Below are 25414 nucleotides of genomic sequence, written 5' to 3' on the forward strand. Positions count from 1 at the left end.
CAATACGCCGATGCTGAACCAGGCCCATTCCCCTCCCACCGACAAGAACAAGCAGGCCTTGCGGGCGGACCTGCTCGACTTCACGGCCGATCCGGGTTGGGCGGCGCCGGCTGCGGCAGGCGGTGTGCGCTGGCGGCCGGACCACTGGTTGATGATCGACGGCGGCCGCATCACCGGCGTCGAGCCGGCCGAGCGCCTGACGCCGGGCGACGACTGGCAGCGCATCGACCACCGCGGCCAGCTGCTGCTGCCGGGCTTCATCGACACGCATGTGCACAGCCCGCAGCTCGACGTGATCGCCAGCTATGGCACCGAGCTGCTGGACTGGCTCAACACCTACACCTTTCCGGCCGAGCAGCGCTACGCCGATCCCGTGGTGGCGCAGGCGGGTGCGACTGTATTTCTGGATGCGCTGCTGGCGCACGGCACCACGGCGGCGGTGGTGTTCCCGACCGTGCACCGCGTCAGCGCCGAGGCGCTGTTCGAGGCCGCCCACGCCCGTCACATGCGCCTGATCGCCGGCAAGGTGCTGATGGACCGCCACGCGCCGCCCGCGCTGTGCGACGACGTCATCGGCGCCGAGGCCGACTGCCGCGCGCTGATCGAGCGCTGGCACGGCCACGGCCGGCTGGCCTACGCGATGACGGTGCGTTTTGCGCCCACCAGCACGTCTGAGCAGCTGGCGATGGCCGGCCGGCTGATGGCCGAGGTGCCCGGCCTCTACCTGCAGACCCACGTGGCCGAGAACCGTGCCGAGGTCGACTGGGTGGCCGCGCTGTTTCCGCAGGCGCGCAGCTATCTGGACGTGTACCGTCACCACGGTCTGCTCAACGAGCGCGCGGTGCTGGCGCACGGCATCTGGCTCGACCACATCGACCGCGCGCTGCTGGCCGACACCGGCGCGCAGATCGCCCACAGCCCCAGCTCCAACCTGTTCCTGGGCAGCGGGCTGATGGACTGGCCGGCGCTCGAAGCCGCCGGGGCGCGGGTCAGCGTCGCCAGCGACGTGGGCGGCGGCACCAGCCTGTCGATGCTGCGCACACTCGCCGACGCCTACAAGGTGCAGGCGCTGCGCGGCGCGCGGCTCACCGCCTTCAAGGCGCTGCACGCGGCCACGCGCGGCGCGGCCGAGGCGCTCGGGCTGGTGGGCGAGATCGGCTCGTTCGACGTGGGCTGCAGCGCCGATCTGTGCGCCTGGGACTGGTCGCACGGCCCGGTCGGTGCGCACCGCCACGCGCTGGCGCGCGATCTGCACGAGAGACTGTTCGCCTGGATGACGCTGGGCGACGAACGCAACCTGGCCGCCACCTACGTGGCCGGCCAGCTCGCTTACCGGCGGGTACAGGCCGACCCCGGCCGGCTTGCCTGGAGAGAAGAACCATGAACCCATCCCTGCAGCCGCCCCGGCTGGCGTTGCACGCCATCACCAAGCAGTACCCGGCGGTACGCGCCAATGACAGCGTCAGCCTGACCGTGCAGCCCGGCCAGATCCACGCCGTGCTGGGCGAGAACGGCGCGGGCAAGTCGACGCTGATGAAGATCATCTACGGCGCGGTGCGGCCCGATGCCGGCGAGGTGCGCTGGAACGGCCAGCCGGTGCAGATCAGCAGCCCGGCGCAGGCACGGGCGCTGGGCATCAGCATGGTCTACCAGCACTTCAGCCTGTTCGACACGCTCACCGCAGCCGAGAACGTCTGGCTCGGCCTCGACAAGGGCCTGACGCTGGCTCAGGTGACGAGCCGCATCCGCGAGGTGGCGGGCGAGTACGGCCTGGAGGTCGACCCGCTGCGGCCGGTGCATTCCCTGAGCGTGGGCGAGCGCCAGCGCGTGGAAATCGTGCGCGCCTTGCTGACGCGTCCGCAGTTGCTGATCCTCGACGAGCCGACCTCGGTGCTGACGCCGCAAGCGGTCGAGCGCCTGTTTGTCACGCTGCGCAAGTTGAGTGCAGCGGGCTGCTCGATCCTCTACATCAGCCACAAGCTCGACGAGATCCGCGCGCTGTGCCACCACTGCACCGTGCTGCGCGGTGGCAAGGTCACGGGCGAGGTCGACCCGACGCAGGAGAGCAACGCCAGCCTGTCGCGGCTGATGATCGGCGCCGAGCCGCCGCAGCTGCAGCACCGCCCGGCACAGCCGGGCGTGGTGGCGCTGCAGGCTCAGGCGCTGAGCCTGGCCAAGGCCGAACCTTTCGGCACCGATCTGCGCGAGCTGGCGCTGGAGGTGCGCGCGGGTGAAATCCTCGGCATCGCCGGTGTCTCGGGCAACGGCCAGCAGGAGCTGATGGCGGCGCTCTCAGGCGAAGACCGCCGCGCGCCTGGCGGCAGCATCCGGCTGTTCGGCCACGACATTGCCCAGGCCTCGCCCGGGGCGCGGCGCAAGCGTGGGCTGCACTTTGTACCGGAAGAACGTCTCGGGCGCGGCGCGGTGCCAGGCCTGAGCCTGGCGCAGAACACGCTGCTGACGCGCACCGAGCTGGTGGGCGCGGGCGGCTGGCTGCGCATGGGCCAGGTCGAGCGGCTGGCGACCGACCTGATCGCGCGCTTCAAGGTCAAGGCCGGCGGGCCAGGGGCGGCGGCCAAGTCGCTCTCGGGCGGCAACCTGCAGAAATTCCTGGTCGGGCGCGAGATTGACGCGGCCCCGAAGCTGCTCATCATCAGCCAGCCGACCTGGGGCGTGGACGTGGGCGCGGCGGCGCAGATCCGTGCCGAGTTGCTGGCGCTGCGCGACGCCGGCTGTGCGCTGCTGGTGGTGAGCGAGGAACTCGACGAGCTGTTCGAGATCTGCGACCGCCTGCAGGTGATGGCGCAGGGGCGGCTGTCGCCGTCGGTGCGCACGGTGGATGCGACGGTCGAGCGCATCGGCATCTGGATGTCGGGCCTGTGGGAAGTTCCCGCAGCGTCTTTGAATACCGAGGAGACCCTGCATGTTCAGGCTTGAAGCGCGGCCCGAGCCGTCGCGGTGGATGTCGCTGGCCTCGCCGGTGATCGCGCTGGTGTTGACGGTGCTGATCGGCGTGACGATCTTCGTGCTGCTGGGCAAGGACCCGGTCCGGGGGCTGCAGATGTTCTTCATCGAGCCGCTGAAGAACGCGCGCGCGTTGTCGGAGCTGAGCGTCAAGGCGGTGCCACTGGTGCTGATTGCGCTCGGGCTGGCGGTGTGCTTTCGGGCCAACTTCTGGAACATCGGTGCCGAAGGGCAGTTCATCCTGGGCGCGCTCGGCGGCGGCTGGGTGGCGATGCAGGCGGACGCGGGCAGCTCGCGCTGGATCGTGGCGGCCATTCTGGCGGCCGGTGTGCTGGGCGGCATGGCCTGGGCGGCGATCACCGCGCTGCTGCGTGACCGCTTCAACGCCAACGAGATCCTGGTCAGCCTGATGCTGGTCTACGTGGCCGAGATGGTGCTCAGCTACCTGGTCTACGGGCCGTGGAAGGACCCGGCGGGCTTCAACTTTCCGCAGACCATCACCTTTGCGGCCGTGACCAAGGTGCCTCGCCTGGTGGAGGGCCTGCGCGCCAACATCGGCGTGCTGATCTCGCTGCTGGCGGTGGCGCTGGCGTGGGTGTTCATGTTCCGCACCTACCGCGGCTTTGCGCTGCAGGTGGGCGGGCTGGCACCGGCGGCGGCGCGCTATGCAGGCTTCTCGTCGCGCACGGCGTTGTGGACGGCGCTGCTGCTCTCAGGCGGCATGGCCGGGCTGGCGGGTGCGCTCGAAGCCGCCGGACCGCTGGGCCAGTTGACGCCGTATGTGCCGGTGGGTTACGGCTTTGCCGCCATCATCGTCGCGTTTGTGGGCCGGCTGCATCCCGTGGGCATCGTGGCCTCGGGCGTGCTGATGAGCATGTTCTACATCGGCGGCGAGCTGGCGCAGTCGCGCCTCGGGCTGCCCAAATCGATCACCGGCGTGTTCCAGGGCCTGCTGCTGCTGTCGCTGCTGGCGTGTGACACGCTGATCGCCTATCGCATTCGCCGGAGGGCGTGACCATGAATGAAATCGCCTTGCTGATCGCCGCGACCCTGAGCGCCGGCACCGTGCTGGCCATTGCCGCGCTGGGCCTGCTGATCAATGAACGCGCCGGCGTGGTCAACCTGGGCGCCGAGGGCATGATGCTGGTGGCCGCGATTGCCGGTTTCGCCACCTCGGTGCACACCGGCAATGACGGGCTCGCTTTTGGTGCGGGCGCCCTGGCCGGCGCGCTGCTGGCGAGCGTCTTCGGCGTGCTGGTGATCTGGCTCAACACCAACCAGTACGCCACCGGGCTGGCGTTGAGCCTGTTCGGCGCCGGCCTGTCGGCGTTTGCGGGCCTGCGCTACACGCAGGAAAAGCTGGCGGCGCGACCGCACTTCGAGGTGCCGTTTTTGACCGACATCCCGCTGCTCGGGCCGGCGCTGTTCCGCCATCACCCGATGGTCTATCTGACGATGGTGCTGGCGCTGGCGCTGGCGTGGTTTCTGTACCGCTCGCGTGCCGGGTTGGTGCTGCGCGCGGTGGGCGAGTCGCCCGAATCGGCTCACGCGCTGGGCTACCCGGTGCGCCGCATCCGGCTGCTGGCGGTGCTGGCGGGTGGCGCGCTGTGCGGTGTGGCGGGGGCGTATCTGTCGGTGATCTACACGCCGCTGTGGGTCGAGGGCATGACGGCGGGCAAGGGCTGGATTGCGCTGGCGCTCACCACCTTTGCCACCTGGCGGCCGGCGCGGGTCTTGCTGGGTGCCTATCTGTTCGGCGGCGTGACGATGTTGCAGTTCCACCTGCAGGGCGAGGGCGTGCAGATCGCCAGCCAGTGGCTGACGATGCTGCCCTACCTGGCCACCATCGTGGTGCTGGTGCTCATCTCGCGCAACCCGGCCTGGATCCGCGCCAACATGCCGGCGTCGATCGGCAAGCCGTTTTTCCCGGGATCGTGAAGCGATCCGATAATGTTTTCCCGTTCTGTTTTTCGTTCGGTTTTTTCCACCTCCTTTTGTTACCAGGAGAACGCATGACCCAATTCACCAAGCGCCGGCTGCTGTCGGCTTCCGGCTGGGCGGCTCTGGCCGCTTCCGCGGCCCTGATGGGCTGCGGCAAGAAGGAAGAGGCCGCTCCGGTCGCCGAGCCCGCATCGGCCCCGGCGTCCGCGCCGGCCAAGCCTGAGCCGCTGAAGGTGGCGTTCGCCTACGTCGGCCCGGTGGGCGACGCCGGCTGGACCTTCGCGCACGACAACGCCCGCAAGGCGGTCGAGGCCGAGTTCGGCGACAAGATCGTCACCAGCTTCGTCGAGAACGTGCCCGAGTCGGCGGACGCCGAGCGCGTGATGCTCGACCTGGTCGGCCAGGGCAACAAGCTGATCTTCGGCACCACCTTCGGCTACATGGAGCCGATGCTGAAAGTCGCGGCCGAGAACACCGGCGTCAAGTTCGAGCACGCCACCGGCTACAAGACGGCCGAGAACATGCGCACCTACGACAGCCGCACCTATGAAGGCGCGTACATGGCCGGTGTGATGGCCGGCAGCATGACCAAGTCCAACACGCTGGGCGTGGTGGCGTCGATCCCCATCCCGGAGGTGATCCGCAACATCAACGCCTTCACGCTGGGTGCGCAGAGCGTCAACCCCAAGGTCAAGACCAAGGTGGTCTGGGTGAACAAGTGGTTCGATCCCCCGAAGGAAGGCGAAGGCGCGCAGAGCCTGATCTCGGGCGGCGCTGATGTGCTGTTCCAGAACACCGACTCCAGCGCCGTGCTGCAGAAGGCCGAAGAGAAGGGCAAGTACGCTTTCGGCTGGGATTCGGACATGAGCAAGTTCGGCCCCAACGCACACCTGGCGTCGGCTGTCATCAACTGGGCGCCGTACTACAAGAAGGCCGTCAAGGACGCGCTGGACGGCACGTGGTCCACCGGCGGTGTCTGGTGGGGTGTCAAGGAAGGCGCGATCGACGTGGTATCGATCTCCGACAAGGTGCCCGCCGACGTCAAGGAGCGTGTCGCCAAGGTCAAGGCCGGCCTGACCGATGGCAGCTTCGTGATCTGGAAGGGCCCCATCCTGGGCCAGGACGGCAAGGAAGTGCTCAAGAAGGACGAAGCCGCCGATGACAAGTTCATGCACGGCATCAACTTCTACGTGAAGGGTGTCGAAGGCAAGGTGCCGAGCGGCAAGTAAGGCCGGTTCGTGGGGTCGCTGGCGGCCTCACCCGTCTCAAGCCCATGAGGAGGCGCTTCACCGCGCTATACTCATGGGCTTTTCCGCTTTTTGGCTGCGCGGAAAAGTGCGGTGTCAAACCGCACCCAGCCCTGAGAGGTCGCACCCCATAAGCGGCACCGATGGGCAGGGTCAGCAGCCGCAAACCCTTTAAGCAAAGTGATTTGCCATGAAAACCTTCAGCGCCAAGCCGGCCGAGGTCGTGCATGAGTGGTTTGTGATTGACGCAACGGACAAGATCCTCGGACGGGTGGCCAGCGAAGTCGCCCTCCGTCTACGCGGCAAACACAAGGCTATCTACACGCCTCACGTGGATACCGGTGACTTCATCGTCATCGTCAACGCAGACAAGATTCGTGTCACCGGCACCAAGTCGATTGACAAGAAGTACTACCGTCACTCGGGCTACCCGGGCGGTATCTTCGAAACCAACTTCCGCGACATGCAGGCCAAGCATCCTGGCCGTGCAATCCAGAAGGCCGTCAAGGGCATGCTGCCCAAGGGTCCGCTGGGTTACGCCATGATCAAGAAGCTGAAGGTCTATGCCGGTGGTGAACACCCGCACGCCGCTCAGCAGCCCAAGACGCTGGACATCTAAGGAACCGACATGATTGGTGATTGGAACTACGGCACGGGCCGTCGCAAGTCGTCGGTTGCACGTGTCTTCATCAAGAAGGGCACCGGCCAGATCGTGGTCAATGGCAAGCCGGTCGAGCAGTACTTCGGCCGTCAAACCTCGATCATGGTGGTCAAGCAGCCTCTGCTGCTCACCAACAACGCTGAAACGTTCGACGTCAAGGTCAACGTGCATGGCGGCGGTGAGTCCGGCCAGGCCGGCGCAGTGCGCCACGGCGTGACCCGTGCGCTGATCGACTACGACGCAGCACTCAAGTCGGAACTGAGCCAAGCCGGCTTCGTGACGCGCGATGCACGTGAAGTCGAGCGTAAGAAGGTCGGTCTGCGTGGTGCTCGTCGCGCCAAGCAGTTCAGCAAGCGCTGATCGATCAAGCAGTACAAGACGGTGGCTTCGGCCACTGTCCTGCAACAAAGGGCCACCTCGTGTGGCCCTTTGCAATGGTGAGTCGCCTTGGTGTATGGTGCGCGGCTCCACTTCAAGGACTCCTCTCAGGCATGCGCTGGAAGCTACTTCGTCGTCGACTCTCGGTCAGTGCCCCGCTCGTCACCGTGCGCAGCCGCCTGCCGTGGCCGCTGCGCTGGATCGGTCTCGCGCTGGCGCTGGGCTTTTCCGCCTCGATGGCGCTGTGGGCCTACGAGTTCGGCAAGGACATTGCCGGCCTCGACCGCAATTCCCAGCAGCAACTGGTGCAGTTGCGCGAGGAAATGACCCGTTTGCGCGCCGAGCACGAGCGCGCGGTCTCCATCGCCAATTCTGCCGACACCCTGCTCAAGGCCGAGCGCGCCGCGCAGGAAAGTCTTGCCGCGCGCCTGAAGACGCTCGAGGCCGAGAACATGGCCCTGACGCGCGATCTGGGCTTCTTCGAGAAACTGGTGCCTTCCGTGGGGGGCACCGCAGCCAGCAAGACCCTGTCCTTGCGCGGTCTGCAGGTCCAGCAGGAGGCGCCAGGCCGTATCCGCTACCAGGTGCTGCTGATGCAGCCGGCGGGGCGCACCGGTGAGTTCAAGGGCCGCTACGAGGTCCAGGTCAGCGGCACCCAGGCCGGGCGCGCCTGGGTCTGGCCTGCCGATGCAGCCTCCAGCGGCGCGGCCGTCAGCGTCAAGCAGTACCAGCGTTTGGAGGGGGTGGTGGAATTTGCCGCGACTGCCGTGGTAAAAATGCTCGAGATCAAGGTGCTGGACGCCAGCGGCAAGGTCCAGGCGACCGAAACCGTGCGTCTTTGAGCACCGATTCCCTTCAAGCCCGCCCTGTTCTAGCGAGAAAACCCATGTTTGGTTCCAAGAAGCAACCCGCCATTCGCAGCCTGATCGGCGAAGGCACCAGCATTGAGGGCACCTTGCGCTTCAGTGATGGCCTGCGCATCGATGGTGAAGTGACGGGCGACATCATCGCGCTGGCCGGCAATAACAGCATTCTGGTCATCAGCGAGAAAGCCAAGGTCGTCGGTACGGTGAAAGCCGCTCATGTCATCATCAATGGCACCGTGATCGGCCCGGTCGAGTCCAGCCAGTTGCTGGAATTGCAGCCCAAGGCCTGCATCCAGGGCGATGTGCGCTACGAGGCGCTTGAAATGCACCAGGGTGCCACCATCGAAGGTGCATTGCAGAAGCTGTCCGGCGCCAGCGCCACCACCGCCGCATTGCTTGAAGACAAGTCACCCCTGAAGCTGCTGGCTTCGGGCAAAGAGAAATAATCATCCATCCGAGGGCCGTCACGGCCCGCCACAGGAGTTGCTCATGAGCGCCGTTGCCGAAAACATCCAGACCGACATGCCCCCCGTACCGCTCGTCTTCACCGACAGTGCGGCCCTGAAGGTGGCCGACCTGGTCGCCGAAGAAGGAAATCCCGACCTCAAGCTGCGCGTGTTCGTGCAGGGTGGCGGTTGCTCGGGCTTCCAGTACGGCTTCACGTTTGACGAAATCGTCAACGAAGACGACACCCAGATGAGTAAGAACGGCGTCACGCTGCTGATCGACGCCATGAGCCTGCAGTACCTGGCCGGCGCCGAGATCGACTACAAGGAAGACCTGCAGGGCGCGCAGTTCGTGATCAAGAACCCGAATGCCAGCACCACCTGCGGTTGCGGTTCGAGCTTCTCGGTCTGAACTCATGCCGGGCTTCGGGCCCGGCCCAACTGCACGAAGCCGCCGCTCAGGCGGCTTTTTCATTTCAGGCTGGGTAGAAGGCGCCCAGGACACGCGGGCCGCGCGCACCTGTCACGGCCGGCACGCTGGCCGCACGTCTTTGGCAGTGCATCGCGGCCAGCCAGGCAAATGCTGCTGCCTCGACCTGCAGGGGCGGCAGGCCGGCCGTGACGCTGGATGCCACCCGCACGCTCGGCAGAAGCTGCTGCAGTCGCCGCATCAGATCGAGGTTGAGCGCACCTCCGCCGCAAACCAGCAGTTGGCGTGCGCCGCCAGCCTGATCGCGCAGGTCGTTGGCGATGGCTCGGGCGGTCAACTCGCAGAGCGTGGCCTGCACGTCCTGTGGCGCGGCATCGGGCGCCATCTGGCGCAGATGGGTGTCCAGCCAGTCGGCATGGAACAGGTCGCGCCCGGTGCTCTTGGGCGGCGTGCGCTGCAGATAGGGCTCGGCCAGCAGTGCTTGCAGCAATGCCGTGTCGACCCGGCCGCTCGCGCCCCAGGCGCCATCGGCGTCGTAGGCCAGACCGCGGTGGCGGGCGATCCACAAATCCAGCAGCACGTTGCCCGGCCCGCAGTCCCAGCCGCGCGGGGGCTGGTCTGGTGTCAACACAGTCAGGTTGCTGATGCCGCCGATGTTGACCACCGCACGCGGCACCTCCGGCGACCCGAATACGGCTGCATGAAACGGCGGCACCAGTGGCGCACCCTGACCGCCGGCGATCACATCACGGCTGCGAAAGTCCGCCACCACCGCGATGCCGCACCACTCGGCCAGCAGCGCGGGCTGGTTGATCTGGCAGGTGTAGCCGATGCCGTCATGCAGGCCGGGCTGGTGGCGCACGGTCTGGCCGTGGGCGCCCACGGCTTGTATTTGCGACGGTGGGGTGCCGGTGGCCTTCAGCAGGTCCGCCACGGCGGCGGCATAGACCCGTGCCAGCGCGTTAGCGGCGAGCGCGGCGCGGTGCAGTTCGTCGGGGCCGCTGGATTGCAGCGCCATCAGCGCGGCACGCAGCGTGGCGTCGAACGGGCGGTGGGCGTGGCCGATGACGCCTAGCCACTGGCCGGCCGCGCCGATGCGGCACAGCGCGGCGTCGACGCCGTCCATCGACGTGCCCGACATCAGGCCGATGTAGAGATCGGACATGCCAGGCCGCCTTTGGGTCCTACTCCATGCGCGCTAGCGCGACCGGCTCGCGGCGTGCGCTGGCCAGGCGTTCACGTGCCAGCGCTGCAGCCGGCACGAAGCGGGTGCGGTCGGCGGCGGTGAGCGTCACGGCTTCGGAAGCGCGCGCAATCTGGATCGGGTCGACCTGCGTGCCGCTGACCTTGAACTCGAAGTGCAGGTGCGGGCCGGTGGCCCAGCCGGTCGAGCCGACTGCGCCGATGTTCTGGCCCTGCGCCACCTTCTCGCCACGCTGCACGCCGATGCGGCTCAGGTGGGCGTAGACCGTGCTGCGCCCGCCGTTGTGGCGCACCACCACGACGTTGCCGTAGCCGTTCTGCACGCCGGCGAATTCGACCTCGCCGTCACCGACGGAGCGCACCGGCGTGCCGGTGGGCGCGCCGTAGTCGACGCCGAGGTGGGCACGCCAGGTCTTGTGGATCGGATGAAAGCGCATCGCAAAGCCCGAGGTCACGCGCGAGAACGCCAGCGGCGAGGCCAGGAAGCTGCGCACCTTGCTGACGCCGTCGGCACCGAAGTAGCCGCCGCGCGCACTGCCCTCGGGCTGGAACCAGACCGCCTCGTGCGGCTTGCCCTTGTTGATGAACTGTGCGGCCAGCACACGGCCGGTGCTGGAGTTCCAGGTCACCGGCTCGCCGTCTGCGGTGTGGGTTTCGTAGACCACCGAGAAGCTGTCGCCCTTGCGCAGTTCGCGTCGGAAGTCGATGTCGGCGCCGAAGAGTTCGGCCATCTGCATCGTCACGGCGTCGGGCAGGTTGGCGTCGTCGGCGGCGGCGAACAGGCTGCTGTGGATGGTGCCCGCGCCGAGCTGGATCTCGGTCGTCAGCGGCACGTCCTGCTGGTGGGCGCGCAGGCCCTGGGCGGTGCGTTCCAGCGTGATGCGGCTGAAATGGCTGTCGGCGCGGCTGCTGTCCGCAGCGGGACCGCGCACGATCAGGCTTTGCAGCTGACCGCCGCCGGGGCTGTCGCTGCTGCGCACCTGCACCTGCTTGCCGGGGCGGCCCATCAGGATGCGTTGCGCAACCGCGTCGCTGCGCAGAAAGGCCGCGGCCTGCGGATCGTTGATGCCCAGGCGGCTCAACAGGCTGTCGGCGGTGTCGCTCACGCGCGTGACGTCGCTGCGGTGCAGTGCCATCTGGTGCAGGTCGAGCGCCTGCAACTGCTCGCTCAGGCCGGGCAGCGCCAGCTCCTGGGTGACGGTGCGGGTGAAGGCCGGTTCGGTGGGCGCGGGCAGGGTCAGGGGCGCAACGCCGAAGGCGGCCATGCCGCTGCCGAGCAGCAGGCTCAGAACGGCGGCAGAAACAGTGCGGGGGTGACGGTGGACGGCCGATTGGGCGCGATCGAATGATCGTGCAAGGGTCAGGGCCAGGCGGCTTCGGGTCGAATCAGGTGGAAAGTTTAGCAAGGCAGTAACTGTGTAGGGCGGGGGCAGTGATGCAACCCGGGTTCAGCAGGACAGCCCGGGATCAACCCCGAACCAGCGACAGTGGGCGCCAGTCAGGCGCAAGGGCTCACACCCTAGAATCTGCAGAAGATGCAGCCGGCGGAGTATAACGAGCCGCTTTTGCGTGAATTTAGTAATAACCTGTATCGCAATCCATGTCCTCCAGTTCCCCGTCCGCCACGTCTGCTACCCCCCTGCTCCCTGATGTTTCTTCACCTGCGGCGGCCCCTGCGGTCCTGAGCGATGCGGTACGGCACGCGCTTGCCGTCACCCGTCGCGGGGTGGATGAGTTGCTGCCCGAGGCCGACTGGCTCAAGAAGCTGCAACGCGCCGAGGCCAGCGGCACGCCGTTGCGCATCAAGCTCGGGCTGGACCCGACCGCGCCCGACATCCACCTCGGCCACACCGTGGTGCTCAACAAGCTGCGCCAGCTGCAGGACCTGGGCCACACGGTGATCTTCCTGATCGGCGACTTCACGTCGATGATCGGCGACCCGTCCGGGCGCAACACCACCCGCCCGCCGCTGACGGCCGAACAGATCAAGCTCAATGCCGAGACCTACTACCGCCAGGCCAGCCTGGTGCTCGATCCGGCCAAAACCGAGATCCGCTACAACAGCGAGTGGAGCGACCCGCTCGGCGCGCGCGGCCTGATCGCGCTGGCCAGCCGCTACACGGTGGCGCGCATGATGGAGCGCAACGATTTCCACGACCGCTTCAAGGCCGGCACGCCGATCGCGGTGCACGAGTTCCTCTACCCGCTGATGCAGGGCTACGACTCGGTGGCCTTGAAGAGTGATCTGGAGTTGGGCGGCACCGACCAGAAGTTCAACCTGCTGATGGGGCGCACGCTGCAGGCCGAATACGGCCAGGAGCCGCAGTGCATCCTGACCATGCCGCTGCTGGTCGGGTTGGATGGCGTCGAGAAGATGTCCAAGAGCAAGGGCAACTACATCGGCATCAGCGAGCCGGCCAACGACATGTTCGCCAAGCTGCTGTCGATCAGCGACACGCTGATGTGGAGCTACTTCACGCTGCTGAGCTTCAAGAGCGAAGCCGAGATCGCCGTGCTCAAGGCCGAGGTCGACGCCGGCCGCAACCCGAAAGACGCCAAGGTGCTGCTGGCCAAGGAGATTACCGCGCGCTTCCACAGCGCGGCGGCGGCGGACGCGGCCGAGCAGGACTTCAACAACCGCGCCAAGGGCGGCATTCCGGACGAGATTCCCGAGCTGAGCCTCACGGGCGCACCGCTGGGCATCGCCGCGCTGCTCAAGCAGGCGAACCTCGCGCCCTCGGGCAGCGAGGCCACGCGTCTGATCGAGCAGGGCGGTGTGCGCATCGACGGCGCCGCCGTCAGCGACAAGGCGCTCAAGCTCGACGCCGGCACCTACGTCGTGCAGGTCGGCAAGCGCAAGTTCGCGCGCATCACGCTCGGCTGAGGCGGCTCGCACCGGCCATGAAAAAAGCGCCGCCGGCACATGCCGGCGGCGCTTTGCCTTGTGCGCCTGACTTGTCGATCAGTCTGCGTACTGGCCGGCGGCCTTGATGACCGGGCCCCACTTGTTGATTTCCGCCTCGACGAACTTCTTGTGTTCGGCCGGGTTGTTGCGCGCATCCTGAATGATCACGGCGCCCAGCGCTTCTTCGCGCTTGATGAAGTCGGCGTCCTTGAGTGCCAGCTTGAGCGCGGCATTGAGCTTGTCGAGCACGGGCTTGGGCGTGCTCTTGGGTGCGTAGAGGCCGTGCCAGATGGCGACGTTGAAGCCCTTCAGGCCGGACTCGTCGAGCGTCGGCAGCTTGGACAGCGCCGGCGTGGTCAGGCGCTTGGTGCTGGTCACGGCAAAGGCCTTGACCTTGCCGGCCTCGATCTGGCTGGTGGTGTTGGTGGTCTGGTCGCACATGATGTCGACCTGGCCACCCAGCAGATCGTTCATGGCCGGTGCCGTGCCCTTGTAGGGCACGGTGGTCATGTCGACCTTGATGGTGCTCTGGTACAGCAGGCCGCACAGGTGCGAGGCTGAACCCAGTCCGGCGTTGGCCAGGTTGATCTTGCCCTGGTTGGCGCCGACCCACTTGGTCAGCTCGCCGTAGTTGGCTGCCGGCAGCGTGGCGCGGCCGATCAGCGTCATCGGCACCTCGTTGATCATGCCGACGTACTCGAAGTCCTCCAGCGTCTTGTACGGCATGTTGCGGTACAGCGAGGGCGACGTGGCCATGCCGATGTGGTGCAGCAGCAGCGTGTAGCCGTCCGGTGCCGCCTTGGCGACCTTGGCCGAGCCCAGCGTGCCGCCGGCGCCGCCGACGTTGTCGATCACCACGGCGACGTTGCCCAGCTGCTTGCGCAGCGCTTCGGCGAAGTCGCGTGCAACCTTGTCGGTCGGGCCACCCGCCGTGAACGGCACGACGATGGAAATGGCTTTCTCAGGGTAGGTCTGTGCCGAGGCCGAGCTGGCCAGCGCGACCGCTGCAGCGGCCCAAAACAACTGTTTCATGGAGATTCCTGGAAGGACAAGGGGTGGATGATGCAGATGATTCCCGACTCTAGCTCGCTGCTCGGGCCATCACCATTCCGGGAACTACGTAAGCCGCGGCCCAAGGACGCCTCATCGGTAAGTGCGCGCGTCCTCGATCACCCGGCCGTCGTTGGGCAGGCTGCCGGGGGCGAGCAGCTGAACCTCGCCGCGCAGCTTGGTGATGTCGCGCAGGGTGTCGCGCAGGCTCTCTGCCAGTCCGGCCGAGGCCGGCGTGGCGGTCTCGACCTTGAGCGTCATGCGGTCGTTGGCCATCTCGCCCTCGACCACCAGCCGGGCGCGACCGGTCTCGGGATGGCGCTTGAGTACCTCGGCCACCTGCGACGGGTGCACGAACATGCCGCGCACCTTGGTGGTCTGGTCGGCCCGGCCCAGCCATCCCTTGATACGGGCATTGGTGCGGCCTGTGGGGCAGTGGCCGGGCAGAAAGGCCGACAGGTCGCCGGTGCCGAAGCGCACCAGCGGGTAGTCGGGGTTGAGCGTGGTGACGACCAGTTCGCCCACTTCGCCTTCGGGCACCGGATCGCCGGTGCCGGGGCGCACGATCTCGACGATCACGCCCTCGTCGATCACCAGCCCCTCGCGGGCGGCGGTTTCATAGGCGATCAGCCCCAGGTCGGCGGTGGCGTAGCACTGGTAGGCAGTCACGCCGCGCTCGGCCAGCCAGTCGCGCAAGCTGGGCGGAAACGCCTCGCCGCTGACCAGCGCCCGGCGCAACGAGGTGATGTTGATGCCGGTCTCGGCCGCCTTCTCGACTGCGATCTTCAGAAAGCTCGGCGTGCCGGCGTAGCCGTGCGGGCGCAACTCGGCCATCGCCTGCAATTGCAGCTCGCTGTTGCCGACGCCGCCGGGAAACACCGTGCAGCCCAGCGCGTGCGCGCCGGTTTCCATCATCGAGCCGGCCGGCGTCAGGTGGTAGCTGAAGCTGTTGTGCACCAGGTGGCCGGCGCGGAAGCCGGCGGCGTGCAGCGCGCGGGCGATGCGCCAGTAGTCGGGCGCGGCGCCTTCGGGCTCGTAGATCGGGCCGGGCGACTGGAACACGCGCCGGGCGCCCGCGCTGCGCACCTGGCCGGCCCAGCCGATGGCGGCGTAGCCGCCAAACACATCGGCAGCACCGCTGTCGCGCAGGCGCTTCTGGCGCTCCAGCAACTCGCTCTTGCGCGTCACCGGCAGCGTGGCCAGGGCGGCTCGGCTGTCGATCTGCGCCGCCTCCACGCCCGCCAGCGCCTCGGCCAGGGCCGGGGCGTGCTGCTGCGCGTGGCGGATCTGATGGCGCAAGGCCGCCATCAGCGCTGCCTCGCGCACGGCGGGCGGGCGGGTTTCCAGGGTGTCGTAGAACTCGGTCATGGCCATCCTTGCAGGCTGCACGAAGGTAGAAAGCTCAGGCCAGCCAGCGCTTGCGGCGCTTGTAGCTCTTGTTGTCCTTGAAGCTCTTGCGGTCGCCGCCACCCATGCCGAGGTAGAACTCCTTGACGTCCTCGTTCTCGCGCAAGTCCTTCGCGGCGCCGTCCATCACGATGCGGCCGTTCTCCAGGATGTAGCCGTAGTCGGCGTAGCGCAGCGCGATGTTGGTGTTCTGCTCGGCCAGCAGAAAGGTCACGCCCTCGCGCTGGTTGAGGTCCTTGACGATCTCGAACACCTCCTCGACGATCTGCGGCGCCAGGCCCATCGACGGCTCATCGAGCAGCACCATCTTGGGCGCGGCCATCAGCGCGCGGCCGATGGCGCACATCTGCTGCTCGCCGCCCGACGTGTAGGCGGCCTGGCTGGTGCGGCGCGTCTTCAGCCGCGGGAAGTAGTTGTAGACCTTCTCCAGCGTCTGCGCCACGGCGGCCTTGCCGTCGGTGCGGGTGTAGGCGCCGGTCATCAGGTTCTCCTCGATGGTCAGGTGCGCGAAGCAGTGCCGGCCTTCCATGACCTGCACCACGCCGCGGTTGACCATGTCCGAGGTGGACAGCCGCTCGATGCGCTCGCCGCGCAGCTCGATGCTACCCTTGGTGACGTCGCCGCGCTCGCCGGCCAGCAGGTTGCTGACCGCGCGCAGCGTGGTGGTCTTGCCCGCGCCGTTGCCCCCGAGCAGCGCCACCACCTTGCCCTCCGGTACCTGCAGGCTCACGCCCTTGAGCACCAGGATGACGTGGTTGTAGATGACCTCGATGCCGTTGACGTTCAACAGGATATTGGGTGTGCTCATGGGTGTACTCACGGCGGCGCGGGCTCCGGGCAGGTTCAGCTCTGGCAGTCGGCCGGCGCGCGGCGCGTCAGCTTCTTGTCGCTGGCGTACTTGTCGGCGGCCGCCTTGACCATAGGCTTGAGGATCTGCTCATCGGCCTGGTACCAGTCGGAGCTGAAGTTCCACTTGGCGCCGTCCCAGGTGTGCACGCGCGCCCAGGTCGAGCCCATGTGGTCCTGGCACGAGGTGCTGATGGGGCGCATCACGCCGCTGAAGCCCAGCGCGTCGAGCTTCTTCTGGTCGAGTGCCAGGTTCTCCAGGCCCCAGCGGACCTGCTCGCCGGTCATGACCTTGCCCTTGCCGAAGCGCTCCTGCGCGCGGCGCACGGCCTCGATGCCCAGCATCTGGATCATCAGGCCGCGGGTGTACAGCACGGAGCCGACTTCATCGCGCGGCCCGGTGCCCTGGCCCTTGTCGTGCACCAGCTTCAGGATGTCCTGGATCACCTTCGGGCTCTGGCCCGAGGTGTTGAGCGCCAGCGCGTTGTAGCCCTTGGCGCCTTCGCCGACGTCCTTGACGTCCGGTTCCGCGCCGGCCCACCAGACGCCGTACATCTTGTCGCGCGGGAAGCCGGTGGCCTGCGCCTCCTTGAGCGCGGTGGAGTTCATCACGCCCCAGCCCCACAGCAGCACGAAGTCCGGGCGCTGCTGGCGCACCTGCAGCCAGGCGGATTTCTGCTCCACGCCCGGCGCCGTCACCGGAATCTTGACCAGCTCGAAGCCGTGCATCTTGCTGCGCTCTTCCAGCGCGGGCATCGGTTCCTTGCCGAACGGGCTGTCGTGATAGACCAGCGCGATCTTCTTGCCCTTCAACTTGTCGAGCCCGCCTTCCTTCTTGCCCAGGTGCTGGATCAGCATGTCGGCGGCGGTCCAGTAGCTGCCCATCAGCGGGAAGTTCCACTTGAAGACGCCGCCATCCTGCGCCGCCGACAGGCCATAGCCCAGCGTGATGAGCGGAATCTTGTCGGTCGCGACCTTCTCGGTCAGTGCGAAGGTGATGCCGGTGGCCTGCGGGTCGATCAGGCTGGCGCCCTTGCCCTTGAGGCGCTCGTAGCACTCGACACCCTTGTCGGTGGCGTAGCCGGTCTCGCACTCCTCGAAGGTGATCTTGACGCCGTTCACGCCGCCGTCACGGGCGTTGATCAGCTTGATGTAGTCCTGCTTGCCGTTGGCCCATGGCACGCCGTTGGGCGCGTAGGGGCCGGTGCGGTAGACCAGCAGCGGGAAGTACTGCTCCTTGGCCTGCGCCATTGCAGCGGTGCTGAAACCACCGGCGAGCGTGGCGGCGGCAAGCGTGGAAACCAGGGCGATGGACTTGAGGTTCATGGTTGTCTCCGGGGGTGAAGTCAGGGATTCAGTGGGGGAAGGGCCACAGCCGCAGCTTTTCCTTGGCGATCGACCACAGCCGGGCCAGGCCGTGCGGCTCGACGATCAGGAAGAACACGATCAGTGCGCCGAAGATCATCGACGTCAGGTGGGCCGCCAGCGCGGTGTCGATGGGGATGCCGAACCAGTACGGCGCGTTGTCCAGCACGATCGGCAGCAGCACGATGAAGGCCGCGCCGAAGAAGCTGCCCATGATCGAGCCCAGCCCGCCGATGATCACCATGAACAGCAGCTGGAACGAGCGGTCGATCGAGAACGCCGCCGGCTCCCACGAGCCCAGGTGCACGAAGCCCCACAGCCCGCCGGCCACGCCGACGATGAAGCTGCTGACCGCAAACGCGGTGAGCTTGGCGTAGATCGGCCGGATGCCGATCACCGCGGCGGCCACGTCCATGTCACGCATCGCCATCCACTCGCGGCCGATGTTGCCGCGCACCAGGTTCTTGGCCAGCAGCGCGAACACGCTCAGGAAGCCCAGGCAGAACAGGTACTTCTGTACGGGGGTGTCGATCGGCAGGCCCAGCACCTGCAGCCCCGCCACGCTCACCGAACCCGACGACGAGTCGTTCGTGAACCACTTGATGCGCAGGAACGCCCAGTCGGTGAAGAACTGCGCCGCCAGCGTCGCCATCGCCAGATAGAGGCCCTTGATGCGCAGGCTCGGAATGCCGAACAGCACGCCCACGGCGGTCGAGCACACGCCGCCCAGCAGCAGCGAGGCGATCAGCGGCATGCCCTCGATGCGCACCGAGAAGTTGTAGGCCGCGTACGCGCCCACCGCCATGAAGGCGCCGGTGCCCAGCGAGATCTGGCCGCAGTAGCCCACCAGGATGTTCAGCCCCAATGCCGCCAGCGACAGGATCAGGAAGGGAATCAGGATGGCGCGGAACAGGTACTCGGACGCTGCCAGCGGCACCACCACCGTCGCCAACACCAGCAGCAGGCCGAGGGCGATGCGGTCCTGGCGGATCGGGAAGATCTGCTGATCGGCGCGGTAGCTGGTCTTGAATTGGCCGTTTTCACGATAGATCATGGCGTTGCCTCATTGGCATCGAGTGCCGAAACACCTTTGGCAGGCGCGAAGTCTTTGGCGAGGTCCAGGCGTGGAGCCGGCTTTGCCGGTCCGCTGCCTGAGCCCCCTCGGGGGGCAGCGAGCGAAAGCGAGCGTGGGGGCTTCGTCATACGCGGTCGATGATCTTTTCGCCGAACAGCCCTTGCGGCCGCACGACCAGGAAGAACAGCGCCAGCACATAGGCAAACCAGATCTCGATGCCGCCGCCGAACATCGGGCCGATGTAGACCTCGCTGAGCTTCTCGCCCACGCCGATGATCAGCCCGCCGATGATGGCGCCGGGCACCGAGGTCAGCCCGCCCAGGATCACCACCGGCAACGCCTTGAGTGCCACCAGCGAGAGCGAGAACTGCACGCCCAGCTTGCTGCCCCAGATCACGCCGGCCACCAGCGCGACGAAGCCGGCGACCGACCACACGATCACCCAGATGCGCCCGAGCGGAATGCCGATCGACTGCGCCGCCTGGTGGTCGTCGGCCACGGCGCGCAGCGCGCGGCCGGTGGCGGTCTTCTGAAAGAACAGGCTCAGCGCGCCCACCAGCGCGGCGGCGATCAGCGCGGCGTAGAGGTCTTCCTGGCTGATCAGCACGCCGCCCTGGAACACGCTCTCGAACAGGAACATCGGGTCCTTGGGCAGGCCGACGTCGATCTTGTAGATGTCCGAGCCGAACAGCGTCTGGCCGAAGCCGTCCAGGAAGTAGGTGATGCCGAGCGTGGCCATCAGCAGCGTGATGCCTTCCTGGTTCACCAGCTTGCTGAGCACGAAACGCTCGATCACCCAGGCCACCACGATCATCACGCCCATGGCCAGCACGAAGCCGATCAGGTTGGCCAGCAGCTTGCTGTCGAAGCCCAGCAGTTGGGGCGCCCATTCGCTGAAGCGCGCCATGGCGAGCGCCGCAAACAGCACCATCGCGCCCTGCGCGAAGTTGAAGACACCGCTGGCCTTGAAGATCAGCACGAAGCCGAGCGCGATCAGCGAATACAGCATGCCGGCCATCAGGCCGCCGAACAGTGTTTCTAGAAAGAATCCCATGGCGATGTTCCTGGCTCAGTGGCTGGTGCCGAGGTAGGCGCGAATGACGTCTTCGTTCGCGCGGACTTCGTCGGGCGTGCCGTCGCCGATCTTCTTGCCGTAGTCGAGCACCACGACGCGGTCGCTGATGTCCATCACCACGCCCATGTCGTGCTCGATCAGCACGATGGTGGTGCCGAACTCCTCGTTGACGTCGAGGATGAAGCGGCACATGTCCTGTTTCTCCTCGACGTTCATGCCGGCCATCGGCTCGTCGAGCAGCAGCACCTGCGGCTCCATCGCCAGCGCGCGGCCCAGGTCGACGCGCTTCTGCAGGCCGTAGGGCAGGCGGCCCACCGGGGTCTTGCGGAAGGCCTGGATTTCGAGGAAGTCGATGATGTGCTCGACGAACTCGCGGTGCTCGCTCTCTTCACGCGCGGCCGGGCCCCAGCGCAGCGCCTGCATGAACAGGTTGCACTTCATCTTCATGTTGCGGCCGGTCATGAGGTTGTCGATCACGCTCATGCCCTTGAACAGCGCCAGGTTCTGGAAGGTGCGCGCCACGCCCATCTCGGCCACTTGCCGGCTGTTCATGTGGCTGAAGGTCTGGCCGCGAAACGAGATCTGGCCCTCCTGCGGCACGTACACGCCGTTGATGCAGTTGAGCATGCTGCTCTTGCCGGCGCCGTTGGGGCCGATGATGGCGCGCACCTCGTGCTCGCGCACGTCGAAGCTGATGTCGGTCAGCGCCTTGACGCCGCCGAAGCGCAGGCTGATGTTGCGCACGTCGAGGATGACGTCGCCCGTCTTTTTGCCCATCTCGTTAGCGCTCATGCTGCCCTCCGGACTGCGGGGAAGACCCGGGCATCACTGATCGCCAGCGTGGCCGAGACGCTGCCGCTGCGGCCGTCCTCGAACTTCACTGCGGTCTCGATGTACTGCTCGGTCTTGCCGCCGTAGAGCGCCTCGACCAGCACGCCGTACTTGTCGTTGATGAAGCCGCGCTTGACCTTGCGGGTGCGCGTCATTTCGCCGTCGTCGGCGTCGAGTTCCTTGTGCAGCACCAGGAAGCGGCTGACCTGGCTGCCGGCCAGCAGCGCGTCCTGCGCCAGGTCGGCGTTGACCTGCTCCAGGCAGTCGCGGATCAGCGCGTAGACCTCGGGCTTGCCTGCCAGGTCGGTGTAGCCGGCGTAGGGCAGGTTGCGCTTTTCGGCCCAGTTGCCCACGGCTTCGACGTCGATGTTGACGAAGGCACAGACGCGTTCGCGCTTGTCGCCAAACGCCACCGCCTCCTTGATGAAGGGGAAGAACTTGAGCTTGTTTTCGACGTACTTGGGCGCAAACATGGCGCCGTCGTTCGGGCCGCCCATCAGGCGGCCGACGTCCTTGACGCGGTCGATGATCTTGAGGTGGCCGCTGGCGTCGATGAAGCCGGCGTCGCTGGTGTGGTACCAGCCGTCGGCGGTCAGCACCTCAGCGGTGGCGGCGGGGTTCTTGTAGTACTCGCGCAGCAGGCCGGGCGACTTGACCAGGATCTCGCCGTTGTCGGCCAGCTTGACCTGCACGCCCTCGATCGGCACGCCCACCGTGTCGGCGCGGGCCTGGTGGTCGGGCTGCAGGCAGACGAACACGGCGGTCTCCGTCGAGCCATAGAGCTGCTTCAAGTTGATGCCGATCGAGCGGTAGAAGGTGAACAGGTCCGGCCCGATCGCCTCGCCCGCCGTGTACGCCACCCGCACGCGGGAAAAACCCAGCGTGTTGCGCAGCGGGCCGTAGATGCACAGGTTGCCCAGCGCGTAGTGCAGCCGGTCGAGCGTGCTCACGGTCGTGCTGCCGCCCTTTTTCCCATCCAGCAGCGCCGGGCCGACGCGCCGCGCCAGCGCCATGAAGTGGTGGAAGAGTCGCTTCTTGATCGCACCGGCGTCCTCCATGCGGATCATCACGCTGGTGAGCAGGCCCTCGAAGATGCGCGGCGGCGCGAAGTAGTAGCTCGGGCCGATCTCCTTCAGGTCGATGGTGACGGTGGCGGCCGACTCCGGGCAATTGACCACGTAGCCGCACACCAGCCACTGCGCGTAGCTGAAGATGTTCTGGCCGATCCAGGCCGGCGGCATGTAGGCCAGCACTTCTTCGCGGGCGCCGAGCTGGTCAAAGCGGGCGCCGGCGCCGGCGCGATCGATCAGGCTGGCGTGCGTGTGCACCACGCCCTTGGGGTTGCCGGTGGTGCCGGAGGTGAAGAACATCGCGGCCACGTCGCTGGCCTGCAGGCGCTGCAGCGCGGCGTCGAAGAAGCCGGGGTGTTGTGCGGCGTGGGCGCGGCCGGCATCGATCAGCGCATCCAGGCTGGCCAGGCCCGGCTCGTCGTACTTGCGCAGGCCGCGCGGGTCGTCGAACCAGATGCGGCCGGCGTCCAGCAGCGGGCATTGCGCGCGGATCTCCAGCAGCTTGTCGACCTGCTCCTGGTCCTCGACCACCGCAAACGCGACCTCGGCGTTGTTGAGCGGGAAGACGAACTCGGCGCCCACCGCATCCTGGTACAGCGGCACCGGAATGGCGCCCAGCACCTGCGCGGCAATCATGCTGGCCGACAGGCGCGGGCGGTTGTCGCCCACCACGATGACGTGCTGGCCGCGCTGCACGCCGGCTGCGGCCAGGCCACCGGCCAGGTCGCGCACCAGCGCAGTCAGCTGACCCCAGCTCAGGGTCTGCCAGATGCCGTAGACCTTTTCACGCAGCGCGGGGGCATCCGGTCGCTGGCGGGCGTGTTCTAGCAACAAGTCGGGGAAGGTGGACAGCACCAGGCGCTCCTGTATCGGTCTGCGTTGCATGCTAGGGCCATCTTTGACGCCGTCTTGTCATTCGGACGACAATCCTAGGGAGAGTCCCGGCCGGGCTTTCCCGTGCCTGCCGCCTACCGTGAAGCCGCCATGAGCGAATCCGCCTCACCCCGCCCGATCAACTTGCGCCAGCGCGCCCGCGCAGCCCACCCCGATGAACTGGCCGCCATTCCGTGGCTGCGCGTGCTGAACGCCGACGAGCGCGCGCGCGCTGGCGCTGAACTGCGCGTGGTCGAGGCCGAGGTGGGCGAGTTCGTCTGCAAGATCGGCCGGCCGGCCAATTACTGGTTCGGCGTCATCGACGGCCTGCTCAAGATGAGCAACGACAGCAGCGTCGGTCCGTCCATCACCTTCATCGGCGTGCCGCCCGGCGCGTGGTTCGGCGAGGGCACGCTGCTCAAGGGCGAGCCTTACCGCTACAACATCGAGCCGCTGCGCCAGAGCGTGGTCGCCGGCCTGCCGGTCGAGACCTTCCGGGGCCTGCTCGACAGCAGCATCGCCTTCAACCGCTACCTGATGAACCAGCTCAACGAGCGGCTGGGCCAGTTCATTGCCGCGCGCGAGGCCGACCGCCTCAACGATCCCGACACGCGGGTGGCCCGCAGCCTGGCGTCGCTGTTTCACCCGGTGCTCTACCCGAGCGTGGGCACGGTGCTGCGCATCACGCAGCAGGAGCTGGCCTACCTGGTCGGGCTGTCGCGCCAGCGTGTCAACGAGGCGCTGCGCGGCCTGCATGACGCCGGTCTGATCCGCATCGAGTACGGCGGGCTGCGCCTGCTGGACCTCACGGCCTTGCAGGCGCGCGCGCGAGGCGCCTGATGGCGCTGATCAGTCCGGATAGCGCACGTGCACGTAATGGCCGGGCGCGTCGTCGAGCGCATTGGCCGCTGCAATCTGGCGCGCCGGCACGGTCTGGCCGCTGCCATGTGCGATCAGCCACTCGTGCCAGGCCAGCCACCATGAGCCCTCAAAGCGGTCGGCGCATTCCAGCCAGTGTTCCGGCGGGCACCAGGGGTCTTCCGCCCCCGTGGTGTGCATCTGGAAGTGGCGGTGGGCGTGGCCGGGTTCCGAGACGATGCCGGCGTTGTGGCCGCCGCTGGTCAGCACGAAGGTGAGCTCGGTCTCGGTCAGCCGGTGCAGCTTGTAGACCGACGGCCACGGCGAGACGTGGTCCTTGAGCGTGCCGACCGCGAACATCGGCAGCCGCACGTCGCCCAGCGAGACGGGCCGGTCCTCGACCTCGAAGCGGCCCTCGGCCAGCTGGTTGTGCAGGTAGAGCTTGCGCAGGTATTCGCTGTGCATGGTGGCGGGCATGCGCGTGACGTCGGCGTTCCAGGCCATCAGGTCGTTGGGCGCGGCGCGCTCGCCCAGGAAGTACTCGCGCATGCGGATCGACCAGAGCAACTCGCGCGAGTGCAGGAACTGGAACGAGCCGGCCATCTGCTGGCCGGTCAGGAAGCCGCGCTCGGCCATCATGTCCTCCAGCAGTTCGACCTGCGCGGCGTCGATCAGCAGGCCCAGCTCGCCCGGCTCGCTGAAGTCGGTCTCGGCCGCCAGCAGCGACACGCTCGCCAGCGGCGGCAGCACGTTGCGGTCCGCCGTGCGGGCTATGCGCGCCAGGGCCGCGGTGGCAATCGCCAGCAGCGTGCCGCCCAGGCAGTAGCCGGTCGCGTGCACCGGCACGCCGCCGGTGAGGCGGCTGATGGCGGCCAGTGCGTCGAACACGCCCAGCTTCAGGTAGTCGTCCAGATCGAGCATGGCGTCGCTCTCGTCCGGATTGCGCCATGACAGGATGAAGACCGTGTGCCCCTGCGACACCAGCCAGCGCACCATCGAGTTCTCGGGCGAGAGGTCGAGGATGTAGTACTTCATGATCCAGCTCGGCACGATGAAGATCGGCTCGGCCTGCACCTGCGGCGTGGTCGGCTGGTACTGGATCAGCTCGATCAGGTGGTTGCGCCACACCACCTTGCCGGGCGTGCACGCCACCTCCACGCCGGGGCGGAAGTGCTGCGTGGCCTCGCTCAGCGGCGCCAGGCCGTGCTCGCGGCGCCAGTCGTCCAGCGCGTGCCGGGTGCCCTGCAGCAGGTTGGCGCCCCGCTGCTGCAGCGTAGCCTGCCAGACCTCGGGGTTGGACCACGGCCAGTTGCTGGGCGAAAGCAGGTCGAGCCCCTGGCGGGCGAAGAAGTGCGCGCGCTCGCGCCGGTAGCGGTCCATGCCACGCACCGACAGCGCGTCGTCCCACCAGGCCTCGGCCTCGTGCTGCAGCCGCGCGGCGGCCGAAAACGGCCAGTGCGCCCAGACGTCAGCCCGAAAGCGTGGGTCGGCTGCGGTGGCGCGCGGCGGCAGCGCGCTGGCGGCTGCGGTTGAGTTTGCGGATGCCGTGTCAGCGTCTGGCTCATGTGATGGAAACAGCGCCCGCCACGCGCCCGCCTGAGCGTCCACCGCCAACCGGGCGCTGGTGCCCGGCGCGGCGGCCATGTGCATGGCCCAGTCGGCCCACGACAGCGCCAGCGAGATCGGCGACAAGCCGCCCGTCAGCCGACCCGCCGCCGCATGCGCGCTGCGATCCAGCGCGCGGGCCTGGGCCCGGCGCGTGGAGGTGCTGTCATGCAAAGGCGCCTCAATCTGCGGATGCGCCTGACTGCGCTCGTGCAGATGGGGGCCGTGCGGGTGGGGTACCTGCAGGGGCGCCGTCTGCGGCGTGATTTGAGGGGTGATCTGCGGCGTGGGCGTGGCGGATTTCTTCATCCCCGATTG

General features: G+C 67.4%; 23 protein-coding genes. 12 read left to right on the plus strand and 11 right to left on the minus strand.

Translation table 11 applies throughout. The features are described from left to right. The first annotated feature begins 10 nt into the window (after positions 1-10). The 10 genes from guaD (at position 11) to erpA (ending at position 8915) form a co-directional block, all read left to right on the plus strand. Entirely contained in the window at positions 11-1384 is a 1374-nt protein-coding gene (gene guaD, locus AC5IG3_RS03680) for a guanine deaminase (RefSeq protein ID WP_491904923.1), read from the plus strand. Beyond that, the gene (locus AC5IG3_RS03685) at positions 1381-2937 is read left to right on the plus strand and encodes an ABC transporter ATP-binding protein (RefSeq protein ID WP_491904924.1); all 1557 of its coding nucleotides are present in this window, start codon (positions 1381-1383) and stop codon (positions 2935-2937) included. Before guaD ends, AC5IG3_RS03685 begins: the two co-directional genes overlap by 4 nt. Next, positions 2924-3979: an ABC transporter permease gene (locus tag AC5IG3_RS03690; RefSeq protein WP_491904925.1), complete on the plus strand. Its 1056-nt coding sequence runs from the start codon at positions 2924-2926 to the stop codon at positions 3977-3979. Before AC5IG3_RS03685 ends, AC5IG3_RS03690 begins: the two co-directional genes overlap by 14 nt. A 2-nt stretch (positions 3980-3981) precedes the next feature. Beyond that, a complete protein-coding gene (locus tag AC5IG3_RS03695; protein WP_491904926.1) occupies positions 3982-4902 on the plus strand; it encodes an ABC transporter permease in 921 nt (306 codons plus the stop codon). A gap of 74 nt (positions 4903-4976) precedes the next feature. Then, the gene (locus tag AC5IG3_RS03700) at positions 4977-6134 is read left to right on the plus strand and encodes a BMP family ABC transporter substrate-binding protein (protein ID WP_491904927.1); all 1158 of its coding nucleotides are present in this window, start codon (positions 4977-4979) and stop codon (positions 6132-6134) included. Between the two features lie 208 nt (positions 6135-6342). Continuing rightward, a complete protein-coding gene (gene rplM, locus AC5IG3_RS03705) occupies positions 6343-6771 on the plus strand; it encodes a 50S ribosomal protein L13 (RefSeq protein WP_491904928.1) in 429 nt (142 codons plus the stop codon). A gap of 9 nt (positions 6772-6780) precedes the next feature. Next, the gene (gene rpsI, locus AC5IG3_RS03710; RefSeq protein ID WP_491904929.1) at positions 6781-7173 is read left to right on the plus strand and encodes a 30S ribosomal protein S9; all 393 of its coding nucleotides are present in this window, start codon (positions 6781-6783) and stop codon (positions 7171-7173) included. A 131-nt stretch (positions 7174-7304) separates the two neighbouring features. Beyond that, positions 7305-8033 (plus strand): DUF6776 family protein, encoded by a 729-nt coding sequence (locus tag AC5IG3_RS03715; RefSeq protein WP_491904930.1) that lies wholly within the window; start codon positions 7305-7307, stop codon positions 8031-8033. Between the two features lie 44 nt (positions 8034-8077). Continuing rightward, positions 8078-8503: a bactofilin family protein gene (locus tag AC5IG3_RS03720; protein ID WP_491904931.1), complete on the plus strand. Its 426-nt coding sequence runs from the start codon at positions 8078-8080 to the stop codon at positions 8501-8503. 43 nt (positions 8504-8546) lie between these two features. Then, complete coding sequence (erpA, locus tag AC5IG3_RS03725; RefSeq protein WP_491904932.1) at positions 8547-8915, plus strand: iron-sulfur cluster insertion protein ErpA; 369 nt, start codon at positions 8547-8549, stop codon at positions 8913-8915. A 64-nt stretch (positions 8916-8979) separates the two neighbouring features. Here the strand turns inward: erpA and AC5IG3_RS03730 are convergent, their stop codons facing one another. Together AC5IG3_RS03730 and AC5IG3_RS03735 are read right to left on the minus strand one after the other, a co-directional pair. Further along, complete coding sequence (locus AC5IG3_RS03730) at positions 8980-10098, minus strand: anhydro-N-acetylmuramic acid kinase (RefSeq protein ID WP_491904933.1); 1119 nt, start codon at positions 10096-10098, stop codon at positions 8980-8982. Positions 10099-10117: 19 nt separating this feature from the next. Further along, positions 10118-11401 carry a M23 family metallopeptidase gene (locus AC5IG3_RS03735; protein WP_491904934.1) on the minus strand — a complete coding sequence of 428 codons (1284 nt, stop codon included), beginning with the start codon at positions 11399-11401 and terminating at the stop codon, positions 10118-10120. Positions 11402-11736: 335 nt separating this feature from the next. Here AC5IG3_RS03735 and tyrS point away from each other — a divergent pair, with 335 nt between their 5' ends. After that, complete coding sequence (tyrS, locus tag AC5IG3_RS03740; protein WP_491904935.1) at positions 11737-13020, plus strand: tyrosine--tRNA ligase; 1284 nt, start codon at positions 11737-11739, stop codon at positions 13018-13020. A 78-nt stretch (positions 13021-13098) separates the two neighbouring features. Here the strand turns inward: tyrS and AC5IG3_RS03745 are convergent, their stop codons facing one another. The 8 genes from AC5IG3_RS03745 to AC5IG3_RS03780 all read right to left on the minus strand — a co-directional run bounded on the left by AC5IG3_RS03745 (position 13099) and on the right by AC5IG3_RS03780 (position 22615). Further along, positions 13099-14073: a tripartite tricarboxylate transporter substrate-binding protein gene (locus AC5IG3_RS03745; RefSeq protein ID WP_491904936.1), complete on the minus strand. Its 975-nt coding sequence runs from the start codon at positions 14071-14073 to the stop codon at positions 13099-13101. Between the two features lie 111 nt (positions 14074-14184). Further along, on the minus strand, positions 14185-15459 hold the full coding sequence (locus tag AC5IG3_RS03750) for a phenylacetate--CoA ligase family protein (RefSeq protein WP_491904937.1): 1275 nt from the start codon (positions 15457-15459) through the stop codon (positions 14185-14187). Between the two features lie 34 nt (positions 15460-15493). Beyond that, on the minus strand, positions 15494-16306 hold the full coding sequence (locus AC5IG3_RS03755; RefSeq protein WP_491904938.1) for an ABC transporter ATP-binding protein: 813 nt from the start codon (positions 16304-16306) through the stop codon (positions 15494-15496). A 35-nt stretch (positions 16307-16341) separates the two neighbouring features. After that, positions 16342-17670 (minus strand): ABC transporter substrate-binding protein, encoded by a 1329-nt coding sequence (locus AC5IG3_RS03760; protein ID WP_491904939.1) that lies wholly within the window; start codon positions 17668-17670, stop codon positions 16342-16344. 28 nt (positions 17671-17698) lie between these two features. Then, positions 17699-18763, minus strand: coding sequence for a branched-chain amino acid ABC transporter permease (locus AC5IG3_RS03765; RefSeq protein ID WP_491904940.1), 1065 nt, complete (start codon positions 18761-18763; stop codon positions 17699-17701). Between the two features lie 145 nt (positions 18764-18908). After that, positions 18909-19838, minus strand: coding sequence for a branched-chain amino acid ABC transporter permease (locus AC5IG3_RS03770; RefSeq protein WP_491904941.1), 930 nt, complete (start codon positions 19836-19838; stop codon positions 18909-18911). A 15-nt stretch (positions 19839-19853) separates the two neighbouring features. Further along, positions 19854-20636, minus strand: coding sequence for an ABC transporter ATP-binding protein (locus AC5IG3_RS03775; RefSeq protein WP_491905039.1), 783 nt, complete (start codon positions 20634-20636; stop codon positions 19854-19856). Positions 20637-20647: 11 nt separating this feature from the next. After that, positions 20648-22615: an AMP-dependent synthetase/ligase gene (locus tag AC5IG3_RS03780; RefSeq protein WP_491905040.1), complete on the minus strand. Its 1968-nt coding sequence runs from the start codon at positions 22613-22615 to the stop codon at positions 20648-20650. 129 nt (positions 22616-22744) lie between these two features. On the opposite strand from AC5IG3_RS03780, the gene AC5IG3_RS03785 reads away from it, so the two are divergent. Then, on the plus strand, positions 22745-23473 hold the full coding sequence (locus AC5IG3_RS03785; protein ID WP_491904942.1) for a Crp/Fnr family transcriptional regulator: 729 nt from the start codon (positions 22745-22747) through the stop codon (positions 23471-23473). Between the two features lie 9 nt (positions 23474-23482). Here the strand turns inward: AC5IG3_RS03785 and AC5IG3_RS03790 are convergent, their stop codons facing one another. Then, complete coding sequence (locus tag AC5IG3_RS03790; protein WP_491904943.1) at positions 23483-25405, minus strand: PHA/PHB synthase family protein; 1923 nt, start codon at positions 25403-25405, stop codon at positions 23483-23485. Positions 25406-25414 lie beyond the last annotated feature (9 nt).

The sequence above is a fragment of the Leptothrix sp. (in: b-proteobacteria) genome (assembly GCF_965250675.1).
In the GTDB taxonomy this organism is placed as follows: domain Bacteria; phylum Pseudomonadota; class Gammaproteobacteria; order Burkholderiales; family Burkholderiaceae_C; genus Sphaerotilus.